The 13,026-nt window shown below is 49.7% G+C and carries 13 protein-coding genes and 1 other annotated feature; all 13 genes read left to right on the top strand.

The window, feature by feature from the left end; all coding sequences use genetic code 11:
* Nucleotides 1–12 precede the first annotated feature (12 nt).
* The 13 genes from ftsA (at nucleotide 13) to ileS (ending at nucleotide 12,930) form a co-directional block, all read left to right on the top strand.
* The gene (gene ftsA, locus K7P76_RS21710; RefSeq protein ID WP_232187409.1) at nucleotides 13–1,257 is read left to right on the top strand and encodes a cell division protein FtsA; all 1,245 of its coding nucleotides are present in this window, start codon (nucleotides 13–15) and stop codon (nucleotides 1,255–1,257) included.
* 52 nt (nucleotides 1,258–1,309) lie between these two features.
* Nucleotides 1,310–2,437, top strand: coding sequence for a cell division protein FtsZ (ftsZ, locus tag K7P76_RS21705; protein WP_232187408.1), 1,128 nt, complete (start codon nucleotides 1,310–1,312; stop codon nucleotides 2,435–2,437).
* Nucleotides 2,438–2,653: 216 nt separating this feature from the next.
* Nucleotides 2,654–3,616 (top strand): sigma-E processing peptidase SpoIIGA, encoded by a 963-nt coding sequence (gene spoIIGA / locus K7P76_RS21700; RefSeq protein WP_232187407.1) that lies wholly within the window; start codon nucleotides 2,654–2,656, stop codon nucleotides 3,614–3,616.
* Between the two features lie 16 nt (nucleotides 3,617–3,632).
* Nucleotides 3,633–4,355: an RNA polymerase sporulation sigma factor SigE gene (gene sigE, locus K7P76_RS21695; RefSeq protein WP_232187406.1), complete on the top strand. Its 723-nt coding sequence runs from the start codon at nucleotides 3,633–3,635 to the stop codon at nucleotides 4,353–4,355.
* Nucleotides 4,356–4,479: 124 nt separating this feature from the next.
* The gene (gene sigG / locus K7P76_RS21690; protein ID WP_232187405.1) at nucleotides 4,480–5,262 is read left to right on the top strand and encodes an RNA polymerase sporulation sigma factor SigG; all 783 of its coding nucleotides are present in this window, start codon (nucleotides 4,480–4,482) and stop codon (nucleotides 5,260–5,262) included.
* A 159-nt stretch (nucleotides 5,263–5,421) separates the two neighbouring features.
* Entirely contained in the window at nucleotides 5,422–5,700 is a 279-nt protein-coding gene (locus K7P76_RS21685) for a YlmC/YmxH family sporulation protein (RefSeq protein ID WP_232187404.1), read from the top strand.
* A gap of 68 nt (nucleotides 5,701–5,768) precedes the next feature.
* Nucleotides 5,769–6,566, top strand: a complete 798-nt coding sequence (gene pgeF / locus K7P76_RS21680; protein WP_232187403.1) for a peptidoglycan editing factor PgeF — start codon at nucleotides 5,769–5,771, stop codon at nucleotides 6,564–6,566.
* Nucleotides 6,567–6,573: 7 nt separating this feature from the next.
* Nucleotides 6,574–7,278 carry a YggS family pyridoxal phosphate-dependent enzyme gene (locus K7P76_RS21675; protein WP_232187402.1) on the top strand — a complete coding sequence of 235 codons (705 nt, stop codon included), beginning with the start codon at nucleotides 6,574–6,576 and terminating at the stop codon, nucleotides 7,276–7,278.
* Entirely contained in the window at nucleotides 7,275–7,733 is a 459-nt protein-coding gene (locus K7P76_RS21670; RefSeq protein ID WP_232187401.1) for a cell division protein SepF, read from the top strand. Before K7P76_RS21675 ends, K7P76_RS21670 begins: the two co-directional genes overlap by 4 nt.
* A 7-nt stretch (nucleotides 7,734–7,740) precedes the next feature.
* Complete coding sequence (locus K7P76_RS21665; protein WP_255678687.1) at nucleotides 7,741–8,010, top strand: YggT family protein; 270 nt, start codon at nucleotides 7,741–7,743, stop codon at nucleotides 8,008–8,010.
* 10 nt (nucleotides 8,011–8,020) lie between these two features.
* The gene (locus K7P76_RS21660) at nucleotides 8,021–8,806 is read left to right on the top strand and encodes a YlmH family RNA-binding protein (protein ID WP_232187400.1); all 786 of its coding nucleotides are present in this window, start codon (nucleotides 8,021–8,023) and stop codon (nucleotides 8,804–8,806) included.
* An 83-nt stretch (nucleotides 8,807–8,889) separates the two neighbouring features.
* Nucleotides 8,890–9,375, top strand: a complete 486-nt coding sequence (locus K7P76_RS21655; protein ID WP_232187399.1) for a DivIVA domain-containing protein — start codon at nucleotides 8,890–8,892, stop codon at nucleotides 9,373–9,375.
* Nucleotides 9,376–9,485: 110 nt separating this feature from the next.
* Nucleotides 9,486–9,788: a binding site (T-box leader), on the top strand.
* Nucleotides 9,789–9,837: 49 nt separating this feature from the next.
* Nucleotides 9,838–12,930, top strand: a complete 3,093-nt coding sequence (ileS, locus tag K7P76_RS21650; protein WP_232187398.1) for an isoleucine--tRNA ligase — start codon at nucleotides 9,838–9,840, stop codon at nucleotides 12,928–12,930.
* Nucleotides 12,931–13,026: the final 96 nt, after the last annotated feature.

Raw genomic sequence — 13,026 nt, 5'->3', positions numbered from 1 at the left:
AGGTGCCACCGGTTGAGCAACAACGACCTCATCGTCAGCCTGGATATTGGAACTTCGAAAATCCGGGTGATTATCGGGGAGATCAGCAACGGGGCCATTAACATCATTGGCGTTGGATCTGCAGATTCCGATGGGATCCGCAAAGGCGCCATTGTAGATATTGACCAAACCGTGCAGTCCATCCGTAATGCCGTCGATCATGCCGAACGCATGGTCGGAATCGGAATTAGCGAGGTTTACGTCGGGATTTCCGGCAATCATATCGCTTTGCAAAGTAATCACGGAGTCGTAGCCGTTTCCAATGAAGATCGGGAAATCGGTGAAGAAGATATCGAGCGTGTTTTACAAGCGGCCAAAGTGGTTGCCTTACCCCCTGAACGGGAAATTATCGGACTTGTTCCCAAGCAGTTTTTAGTTGACGGGCTGGCGGATATTCAAGATCCGCGCGGCATGATTGGCGTTCGTCTAGAAGTCGAATGCACCATTATTACAGGCACCAAAGCAGCGGTACATAACCTCATGAGATGCGTAGAGAAAGCAGGTCTGCGTATTTCCGGCCTTATTCTTATGTCGCTGGCATCAGGTATGATGGCTTTAACCAAAGACGAGAAGCAGATGGGTACCGTTCTAGCCGATATCGGCGCGGGATCGACAACTCTTGCTATCTTCGAAGGAGGAAGCCTCGCTGCTGTCTCGACGCTTCCAATCGGCGGAGATTATGTGACAAGCGATATTTGTTACGGCCTCAAAACCCAAACGGAGCATGCTGAGAAGATCAAGCTGAAGTACGGCTGCGCCCGTACGGAAGACGCTGCGGAGGATCAGAAGTTCAAGGTGATGAGGGTGGGAAGCAATATGGAGAAGGATTTCTCCCAATTGGATCTCGCCAATATTATCGAGCCCCGCATGCAAGAGATTTTTCAGATGATTCGTCAAGAAGTGAAGAGACTCGGTTATCACGACAAAATCAACGGTTACGTCCTGACCGGCGGATCGGTTTCTTTGCCTAGCGTTCTTCCATTGGCTCAGATCGAATTGGAATCCAATGTAAGAATCGCCGTGCCGGATTATATCGGCGTAAGAGACCCGTCCTTCAGCAGTGGAGTCGGCATGATTCAATATGTGACCAAATACGTACGAACACGCGGCGCGGTCGGAACCAAACGCACCCCTAAAGCCAAATCGTCCGGAAGCAGCACGGCACCCAAACCTGGCATTGTTGAATGGTTCAAAAACATGTTCAAGGAATTTATTTAAGCCGCCGCTTACGAGGAACCATTCAAGCGAAGCAAGGAGGAGTTAGCAAATTATGTTGGAGTTTGATTTTGAACTGGAACCGCTCGCGAAAATCAAAGTCATCGGAGTCGGTGGCGGCGGCAGTAACGCTGTAAACCGAATGATCGAGAACGGCGTCAAAGGCGTCGAGTTTATTACCGTTAACACGGATGCGCAAGCTTTGCACTTAACGAAATCGGAGCAAAAGCTGCAAATCGGGGACAAGCTTACGCGAGGACTCGGAGCCGGTGCCAACCCGGATGTGGGTAAAAAAGCGGCCGAGGAATCACGTGAATTCATTACGAATACGCTTCGTTCCGCGGATATGGTGTTCGTTACAGCCGGTATGGGGGGCGGAACAGGTACCGGAGCGGCCCCCGTAATCGCTGAACTCGCGAAAGAATGCGGCGCTCTTACCGTTGGGGTTGTCACTCGTCCTTTTACTTTCGAAGGACGCAAACGTTCCGCGCAAGCGGAACTCGGAATCGAAGCGCTCAAGGAAAAAGTAGACACGCTAATCGTTATTCCCAATGACAGGCTTCTTGAGATCGTTGACAAGAAAACGCCTATGCTCGAAGCTTTCCGTGAAGCCGATAACGTATTGCGTCAAGCGGTACAAGGCATATCCGATCTCATTGCCGTACCGGGATTGATTAACCTTGACTTTGCCGACGTAAAGACGATCATGTCGGAGCGTGGATCAGCTTTAATGGGAATCGGAATGGCTTCCGGTGAGAACCGGGCAATGGAAGCAGCTCGTAAAGCGATCATGAGCCCGCTTTTGGAAACGTCCATCGAGGGCGCGCGCGGTGTCATTATGAACATCACGGGCGGCTCTAATTTATCCCTATACGAAGTTAATGAAGCGGCAGAGATCGTTATTTCTGCTTCCGATCCGGAAGTAAACATGATTTTCGGCGCCATCATTGACGACAACTTGAAGGATGAAATTAAAGTTACCGTTATTGCTACCGGATTCGAGCATAAAGGTCCATCGCGTCGTTCGGCGCCGGCAGCCCCTCCTCAAATCCACACAGAGCCTGTAACCAATAATGAAGTTCGTCCGGCAGGCAACCTTCGCCCGTTCGGAAACCAGAATTTATCGAGCGACCAGTTGGACATTCCGGCATTTTTGCGTAATCGTCCGCGTGGGGATCGTTAAATCTGATTTGAACATCGCTGTTGAACTCCGATTCCACTTATGTGGGGTCGGAGTTTTTTTTAGTATCCGCTCGGTATTACTTGTATCGACAAAAAAAGGTTTTGAGGGTCGGCAAGATTAGACAGACACCGAAATTGAAAGCGATTATACTAGGTTCATCCATCCCGGCCTGCCTATTTCCGGAGTTTTCCGGGCGATCAAGGATGGGGGTTCCTTATGACCGTGTATGTAGATTTAGTATTTTTCACCAATCTGGCAGTAGACGGAACCGTACTTCTTGCGACCGCCAAAGTTCGCCGGCTTCGGCCAACTAGAAGCCGCTTATTTGCTGCCGCTTTTTTGGGAGCATTTTATGCGGCGGCGATGTTTTGGGCTGAAATCCCGTACTTGTACTCGTTTGGAACGAAGGTGCTCATTTCCGTCATCATGGTGCTGCTCTCCTTCGGTTACGGTGGCCCGTTGCAGTTTGTTCGAAACTTCGGCGCATTTTACCTGGTGAATTTTACGACGCTCGGAGGGGTAATCGGCATCGAGTTTCTACTGCAATCCGCGGATTCTCCGTGGGGCGGGATGACGTATACAGCGGAAGGTGGACTCACTTTACAGTGGCAAATGCAGCTGGGATTGTTTATAACCACCTTTTTGTTATCCGTATGGTTATTTCGGAGTACCTCAGAAACTCGCAGAAAACGGCAAGACATGGAACAGCTTTTTTGGGATATCGAGATTAAGGTAGAAGAAGGCAGCTGGGCGGTAAGGGCGCTGCTTGATACCGGAAATCGTTTGTATGAGCCTTTGACCCGAATTCCCGTCATGATCATGGAAGCAAGCGTTTGGAAGGAACAATTGCCTCCAGGCTGGTGCGAACGGTTAAAAAGCGAATCTCCGGACCAGCTCATTTCCGAAATGGATGCACGTTTCACCGAAGATTATCTTTGGGGAAATCGCCTGCGTCTCGTCCCCTATCGTGCGGTTAACGGCAATACCCGTCTCATGCTGGCTTTGAAGCCGGATGTTGTCATGTTGTCTCGGGAAGGACATCCCCCTCTTCAAATAAACCGGGTTCTTATTGGTTTAGATGCAGGTACTTTGTCTTCCGAAGGATCTTATCGTGCCATCGTCCATCCGGACATGGCTCAAGCCGACCCCGTGTCGTCGGCTCCATCTCAGCCTGCGTGACAGGAGGTTAGCAGAAATGTTCGTGAACTTGAAATTAAGGTCCCAATTATCGTTTTATCGCCTGTTATTCTGGTTCGGATGGAAAAGCGAAGAAGTCTATTACATCGGAGGCAGCGAAGCGTTACCTCCACCGCTTAGCCGGGAAGAGGAAGAATATTTGTTGGAAAGGTTATCGACAGGCGATGCCGCAATTCGGGCTATGCTGATCGAACGTAACTTACGGTTAGTCGTTTATATCGCCCGGAAATTCGAGAATACAGGAATTCATATCGAAGACCTTGTTTCCATCGGAGCCATTGGGCTCATTAAAGCGGTTAATACTTTCGATCCCGAGAAAAAAATAAAATTGGCAACGTATGCTTCACGATGCATCGAGAATGAAATTCTGATGTATTTAAGACGCAATAGCAAAACTCGGACAGAGGTTTCTTTTGATGAGCCTCTAAACATCGATTGGGATGGCAACGAACTTTTACTTTCTGATGTGCTGGGTACGGAAAACGATACGATCTACCGCAATATTGAAGAACAGGTCGATCGCAAGCTATTGCATAAAGCGCTCGATAAGCTCAGCGAGAGAGAGCGGACGATCATGGAATTACGCTTTGGACTTGCGGATGGGGAAGAAAAAACGCAGAAGGATGTTGCCGATCTTCTAGGCATATCCCAATCGTATATTTCAAGGCTGGAAAAGCGCATAATTAAGCGGCTGCGCAAGGAATTTAACAAAATGGTTTAGGAATTGCGCGAATATTCGATCGTTTCACACTTTTTCTGTATGTGCCAGAAGTCTCATTTTGTGGAATAAAAACCCCCTTCCCGGAGATACTTTACATTAATGCTGCTCCCCGGGAGGAATTGCCTTGACCCGTAATAAAGTGGAGATTTGTGGAGTTGACACCTCAAAGCTACCCGTTCTAACTAATGCCGAAATGAGGGAACTGTTTCTTGCTCTACAAACCCGAGGAGAGCTCGCTGCCCGGGAAAAATTGGTAAACGGCAATTTGCGATTAGTATTGAGCGTGATCCAACGTTTCAATAACAGAGGCGAATTTGTCGACGATCTATTCCAGGTCGGGTGCATCGGTTTGATGAAAGCGATCGATAATTTTGATTTGAGTCAAAATGTACGATTTTCAACGTATGCAGTGCCGATGATCATCGGGGAAATCCGTCGTTATTTGCGGGATAATAACCCGATACGCGTTTCCCGCAGCTTGCGCGATATTGCCTATAAAGCGCTGCAGGTAAGAGACCAACTGACCAACCAACATTCGAGAGAGCCGACGATACTGGAAATTTCCCAGGTTCTGAATGTACCTAAAGAGGATATCGTATTTGCTTTAGATGCGATTCAAGATCCTGTGTCCTTGTTCGAACCCATCTATCACGATGGCGGCGATCCGATCTTCGTCATGGATCAAATCAGCGACGAGCGGAACAAAGATGTGCAGTGGATCGAAGAAATCGCTCTTCGCGAAGCGATGAGAAAATTGAACGATCGCGAGAAAATGATACTTTCAATGAGATTTTTCGAAGGTAAAACCCAGATGGAAGTAGCTGACGAGATCGGTATCTCTCAAGCCCAAGTTTCCCGTCTCGAGAAGTCGGCTATTCAGCAAATGCAGAAGCACGTCAAAACCTAAACGTTAACTAAGGCAAGAGGATGAAGCGAGTCTTCATCCTCTTTTCTGTTCTTTTTCAGTCTGCGAATATATTGTTACTGCTAAGCCGTACATTTTTCCAGAGCTGCTCATATATTTAGTAATAGGGTACGAGTGCCCGGTCGACTGGGGGCGAGTGTTGTGAAAATATCAGATTTTCAGACAAAGGACGTTATCAACATCGTGGATGGCAAGAAGCTGGGCCAAGTAAGCGACTTGGAACTGGACTTACGCCAAGGGCGGATCGATTCAATCGTGGTGCCTACTGCGACCAGGCTATTCGGAATGTTCGGCGGGGGAAACGATGTAGTCATACCGTGGAGGAATATCGTGAAAATCGGCACGGACGTGGTGTTGGTTCGGTTGGATGATACGACGAAGGTATATCGGCTAGAAGATGGGGAGCATGTAGGAAGATAGCGCGCTGCGGCGCCTTTCTTCCGATTGGCGCTGAGCTATGGTAAACTGGGTGGCGGAGGTGTACATTCATGGAACCTTTTCAATTGCTCCCGGAAAATGAAGCGCCCTCATTGTTAATGCTTCAGCCTTGGTGCGAATTGGATCATTTAACCGCCGGATTTACGACGAGACATGCTTTCAACACCGCTCTCCATGTTGGTGACGCTCCCGAGACCGTAATAAATAACCGCAAACGGGTTGTCGAACAGTTAGGTTGGCCATTTGAAGCATTTACTTGTGCAGAGCAAGTACATGGCAATAACGTGTACTTAGTTACATCGGATGACGCAGGACGCGGTCGGTTTGACCGGCTGAGCGCAATTGCCGATACGGATGCACTAATCACTAACGTTCCCGGCGTGCTGCTGGCGATGTATTTCGCCGATTGCGTTCCCTTATATTTTTACGATCCCGTCACGGAAAGCATTGGACTCGCCCATGCAGGCTGGAAGGGCACAGTATCCGAAATCGCTGTTAAAACCGTAGAGAAAATGACAGCGGCATTCGGTACGGAGCCGAAAAATCTAATGGCGGCAATTGGGCCGTCCATAGGAGCAAGTTGCTATGAGGTGGATGAATCCGTACTCCAACATGTTCGTCCATTAGATGATAAAAGCATCATACAAATATCTCCATCAAGTGACCGCGCCCAACTCGACTTGAAACATTTAAACCGACATCTTATGATAAAAGCAGGAATTATGCCGAGCCGCATCGAAATGTCATCATGGTGTACAGGCTGTCGTACGGACTTGTTGTTTTCCCATCGTATGGAGAACGGTACAACAGGCCGCATGATGAGTTGGCTGGGTAAGAAATCGAGGTGATCGTTTCGTGACTTTACAGAGCCGTCTACGAGACGTGGAAAGCCGGCTTGAGCAAGCATGCCGAAGAAGCGGAAGACATCGGGAAGACATACAGGTGATCGCCGTTACGAAATACGTATCGGTGGATACTGCCAAGGCAGTCGTGCTTGAGGGTGTATCCCACATCGGAGAAAACCGCTGGCCGAACGCGAAAGCCAAATGGGACGCGCTGAAGGGACAAGCTGTTTTTCACTACATAGGTTCCCTCCAAACAAACAAAGTGAAGGATGTTGTCGGCAAGTTCGATTACATTCACTCTTTGGACCGTCTCTCATTAGCTGAAGCTATTCATGAGCGCGCGCAGAAGCTTGACATTCAAGTTCCATGTTTTCTGCAAGTGAATGTATCCGGTGAACAATCGAAGCACGGCTTAGCTCCCGAACAAGTAAAACCATTTATCGTCCAACTGCAAGCCTTTGACCGGATCAAGCCTATCGGGTTGATGACTATGGCCCCATATGAAAGCATACCGGAGGAAACTCGACCGATCTTCCGCGCACTTCGACAGTTGAGGGACGAGTTAAACGAAATGTCCATTTTGAAAGAGCCGATGAAAGAGCTTTCGATGGGGATGTCCAATGATTTCGAGGTTGCGGTTGAAGAAGGAGCGACCCGGGTGCGTTTGGGAACGGTGCTAGTCGGGAAAGAAGAGATAGAGGAGGGAACGCAATGAGCGTTATGAACCGTTTTCTGAATTATTTAGGCTTGCAGGAAGAGCATGAGCAAGATCTTGAAACAGAACGAGGGAGATCGTCCGCGACAGATGAACAAGAAATTGAAACCCCTCCGTTCGATTCGCGTAAACAATCGGGAAAGAACAATGTCGTAAGCATACACTCCCAGAAGAACGCCCGAGTCGTCTTAACGGAACCCCGCAGCTACGATGAAGCTCAGGAAATCGCGGATCAACTTAAATCCCGTCGTTCAGTCATCGTTAACTTGCAGCGCGTGAGAAGAGATCAAGCGATTAGAATCGTTGACTTCTTAAGCGGTACCGTTTATGCGCTTGGTGGTCATATCTCTAAGCTCGGACCTGATATTTTCCTCTGCACGCCGGATTCGGTGGAAGTGTCGGGAACGATTACGGAGATGCTGGCCGAGGATGCCGACTACCCTAAAATGAGGTGACACTAGATTGAATGACATAAGTTCGTATATTTGGATACTCCATACTATTTACTCTTACATGATTATCATCTATGTGCTCATGTCTTGGTTGCCTTCCGTTCGCGAAAGCTTCGTAGGCGATTTCCTAGGACGTTTGGTCGAACCTTACCTGCGGCCTTTCCGCCGGTTCATCCCGCCAATCGGCGGCATGTTGGACATTTCGCCGATCGTAGCTTTTTTCGCATTGAAGTTCGTGGCTTACGGGTTAGTAACCGTGCTGGATTTCATTGCCCGATAGAAGGGGTCCTATGGTGCAACGAGAAATTTACGAGCATTTCCATCCGGATGAAAAATCTTTTGTGGACCGCGCCTCGGAATGGGTCGAACGCGCCGCCGATCGTCATGAGACGAAGCGGACGGATTTCCTCGACCCTCGCCAGGCGCATATTTTATTTACGTTGGCTAATCGGAACCCGGATGTGCAGGTAAGATTAGATGGGGGAAGCGAACAAGCCGAGCGGAAAAAAGCCATCGTGGCGCCGGATTACAAAACATTGGAAGACGAGGACATGGGCATAGTTGTGTTGGATATCTCCTCGGATGATCGTCGAATATCGGAATTGGATCATGGAGATTATTTGGGTGCATTGCTTGGACTTGGGATTAAACGGGATAAGATTGGAGATTTGCATGTTAGCGAAGAGGGCTGCCATGCGCTAATAGCCCAAGAAATTGGCGATTTCCTGATCGGGCACATGAAGCAAGCGCACCGAATAGATGTGATTGTCTCTATACGGCCTCTAACCGCCCTACGTGAGGTCATATCGAAGCTGGAGGAGCAAGTGATCTCCGTCGCGTCGATGCGCCTCGATGGCGTGGCTAGCGACGTCTTCAGGCTTAGCCGGACGAAAATCGTCGCACCGATTAAAGCGGGGCGCTGCCGCGTCAGCTGGAAACCGGTAGAAGATCCGTCCCATCCTTTGAAGGCGGGGGATGTCGTATCGATGAAAGGTTTTGGCCGATTCAAGGTGCTGGATGTGGAAGGTGTGTCGAAAAGCGGCAGAATTCGAGTGCGAATCGGTAAATTTGTGTAGAAGTCTAGAAGGATTTTCACAGCTTTCGTCGAATTCAGTCATTGAACAAGCTACGTGGAAATTAGACTCTAGGAGGTGCGCCAATGCCACTTACTCCATTGGACATCCATAACAAAGAATTCGGCCGCCGTCTGCGCGGATACGACGAAGACCAAGTCAATGAATTTCTCGATCAGATCATCAAGGATTACGAAGCGATGATTCGCGAGAACAAAGAACTGCAAAATCAAGTGGCCGCAACTCAAGATAAGCTGGGTCACTTCTCCAACATCGAGGAAACGCTAAGCAAAACCATCATCGTCGCTCAGGAAGCGGCGGACGAGCTGAGAGGCAATGCGAAGAAAGAAGCGCAGCTTATCGTCAAAGAAGCCGAGAAAAACGCCGACCGCATCATCAACGACGCTCTCTCCAAGTCCCGCAAGGTTGCCTTGGAAGTTGAAGAGTTGAAAAAGCAGGCGACAATTTACCGTGCGCGTTTCCGTGCGTTAATCGAGACGCAAATGGAGCTGTTGACGCAAGATGGCTGGGAATCTCTGGATAGCCGTGAACCTAGAGGTATTGAAGCTTAATCGATGTCAAAACAAAAGATCCTTCGGGGTCTTTTTTTGTTGAAGTCGCATAAGCGGGTTTGACAAATGCTCCGGCAAAAAGTATAACAGGGATATACGATTATTTCATACGAATGTCGAAGACGGGAAGCAGTAAGCATGTATCCGAAGTTCAGAGAGTTGGCGGTTGCTGCGAGCCAACGCGAGGAACATGACGAATATCGTCCCCGAGACGCTTTGCCGAACCCCAAGGGTCTTTTATTCTCTTGATATTAAGCAACGCCGGATGTCCACCGTTATTGGGAACACGCACAGCTAACAGGTCAGGCACGATGCCTGCAATCCTCTTGTGCGTTGTGAGTTGCCGTCACGTTTCCGAAATGGGGAATAAGGGCGGAACAAGGGTGGTAACGCGAGCTAACCTCGTCCCTTTCCAGGGATGGGGTTTTTTATTTTGCCCTAGAAGAAAGGAAGCGAAAAAACATGAACAGAGTCGACGTCAAAGAGCGGGCACGATCCCGTGAGCAGCGTATTTTGCAGCAATGGAAGCAGGAGGATACGTTCCGTAAATCGATTGACAACCGTGAAGGGAAACCGAATTTCGTATTTTATGAAGGACCGCCGACGGCCAATGGCAAACCGCATATCGGCCACGTGCTTGGCCGCGTAATCAAAGATTTCGTGAGCCGCCACAAGACGATGTCGGGATACCGCGTCATCCGCAAAGCGGGATGGGATACCCATGGCCTGCCTGTCGAACTGGGCGTGGAGAAACAACTCGGCATATCCGGCAAGCAAGAAATCGAAAACTACGGCGTAGAGCCTTTTATCAAAAAATGCAAGGAAAGCGTGTTCGAATACGAACGCCAATGGCGCGAACTGACTGAAGCGATCGCGTATTGGACGGATCTTGACGATCCATACATCACGCTGGACAACAATTACATCCAAAGCGTATGGCACATCCTTGCGACCATCCATGAGAAGGGGTTATTGTACCGCGGTCACCGGGTAAGTCCCTATTGCCCGGACTGCCAGACGACGCTTAGCTCCCATGAGGTGGCGCAAGGCTATGAAGACGTTAAAGATTTGACGGCAACGGCTAAATTCAAGCTTAAGGAAAGCGGCGAATATGTTCTTGCTTGGACAACGACACCTTGGACGTTGCCTGCTAACGTTGCCTTAGCGGTAAATCCCGATCTCGAGTATGTGCGGGTTCGTAATGACGGCGAAGTGTACATCGTAGCTGCTGCATTGGCCGAGAAGGTTATGAAGGGCGAATACGAGACGCTTAGCACGGTCAAGGGACGGGAACTGATAGGATTATCTTACGAGCCGCTATTTCCATACGTAAAGGTTGATAACGCATATCGAGTCATCGATGCGGATTACGTAACCGACGCCAGCGGTACGGGTATCGTCCATATCTCCCCGGCTCACGGGGAAGATGATTACCGGGTTGCCCGCCAGCACGATATCCCTATGCTGATGGTCGTTGACAACGCGGGGCGATATATCGCAGAAGTGACGGATTTAGCTGGCCGCTTCGTTAAAGATTGCGACATCGACATTGTGAAGATGCTGTCCGAGCGGGGGTTGTTATATCACAAGGAAAAGGTCGAGCACAGTTACCCGTTCTGTTGGCGCTGCAAATCGCCGCTGCTCTATTACGCGACGGAGAGTTGGTTCATCAAAACAACCGCAGTCAAAGACCAACTGATCGAGAACAACAAAACGATTCAGTGGTATCCGGAGCACCTTCGCGACGGTCGGTTCGGCAAGTTCCTGGAGGATCTGGTCGATTGGAATATCAGCCGCAACCGTTACTGGGGAACGCCGCTTAACGTATGGACTTGCGAATCATGCGGCACGGAGAAAGCGCCTCATAGCATTGCCGAGCTTCGTACGCTGGCTGTCGGAGACGTGCCCGAAAACATTGAGCTCCACAAGCCTTACGTGGATGCCGTTCAGCTTCGCTGCGGTTGCGGGGGCGTGATGAACCGCGCTTCGGAAGTTATCGACGTGTGGTTCGACAGCGGCTCGATGCCTTTCGCGCAATACTTCCATCCTTACGGGGATGAAAAGAAATTCGAAGAGCAATATCCTGCGGACTTTATATGCGAGGCAATTGATCAGACGCGTGGATGGTTTTTCAGTTTGTTGGCGGTATCGACGCTATACAACGGCAAAGCACCGTATAAATCGGTTATTTCCACCGGTCACGTTCTGGACGAAAGCGGACAGAAGATGAGCAAATCCAAGGGTAACGTTATCGATCCTTGGGATGTTATCAATGAGTACGGTTCGGATGCGATTCGTTGGGCCCTCCTGGCGGACAGCGCGCCTTGGAACAGCAAACGGTTCTCCAAAGGAATCGTAGCCGAGGCAAAATCCAAAGTGGTGGATACGCTAGTTAATACGCATGCATTCTATGCGTTGTACGCTTCCATTGACGGGTACGTGGCTTCGGAGCATGCGAAGATCAAATCCGACAATAAGTTGGATCGGTGGATTTTGTCACGGTTGAATTCTTTAGTCGGGGACGTCGTGCGCGGCCTGGAAGTTAACGATTTCCTGAACCCTGCCAAGGGTATTGAAACGTTCGTAGACGAGTTATCCAACTGGTACGTTCGCCGTTCGCGGGATCGTTTCTGGGGCAGCGGACTAACGAATAACAAGCTGACCGCTTACCAGACGCTTGGCGAGGTGCTCGTGACCTTGTCGAAGCTGATCGCCCCTTATGTTCCTTTCGTTTCCGAGGATATCTACGGCAATTTAGGCGGGGAAGGAAGCGTCCATCTGACGGATTATCCGCAAGCGGATTCGTCCGTCATCGATACGGAGTTGGAGCGGGATATGGCATCCGCGCGGAACATGGTTGAGTTGGCTCGCAATATCCGCAACGAAGCCAGCCTCAAAACTCGCCAACCGTTGTCCGAATTGTTGGTATCCCTAAGCAGTGAATTTGATCTGGCAGGGTACGAGGATATCATTAAGGATGAAATCAACGTGAAGTCGATAACGATCGTGATCGACGACAGCGGGTTCGTTAATTTCAACCTCAAGCTGAACTTAAAAGTCGCGGGTAAAAAATACGGCAAAAACGTCGGTCCGATCCAAAATGCGCTGAAGGGACTTTCGAGCGACGAGACGCGCCTGGTCGTTCAAAATGGACAATACGACTTTGTTTCGCCGGATGGCGAGTCGTTGCCGATAGCCTTAGAGGAGCTCCTAGTCGAGAAGGAAGCGAAAACAGGATTCGCTTCCGCTTCCGGCGGCGGAGTGACGGTTGCTTTGAATACCGAGATCACGCCGGAGCTTGAACAAGAAGGTTGGGTTCGCGAGGTCATTCGGGCGGTACAGGATACGCGTAAGAAGCTCGATCTGCCAATCGAGAAACGGGTAAATTTGGTGCTCGATGTCGACGCTGAATTGGAGGCCGCCTTGCGTGCTTTTGATAACGTGCTGAAGGATAACGTACTCGTGAATCAGGTTTCTTTCGGGCAGACCGGAGATATGGAAACCGTTCAGCTTGGCGAGAAATCAATCGGCATATCCATCGGAACGGAAGCATAATTACCGAGGCAACATGCTAAACATAATAAGGAAAACGATAAGACGAGCTCCATGTCCCCGTCCGGCAAGCTGTAAATGGCCTGCCGCGGGGAGGGC

It is taken from the genome of Cohnella silvisoli, from assembly GCF_021190915.1.
Taxonomy (GTDB): Bacteria; Bacillota; Bacilli; order Paenibacillales; family Paenibacillaceae; genus Cohnella; species Cohnella silvisoli.
This window is presented reverse-complemented; position numbering and strand designations above follow the sequence as displayed.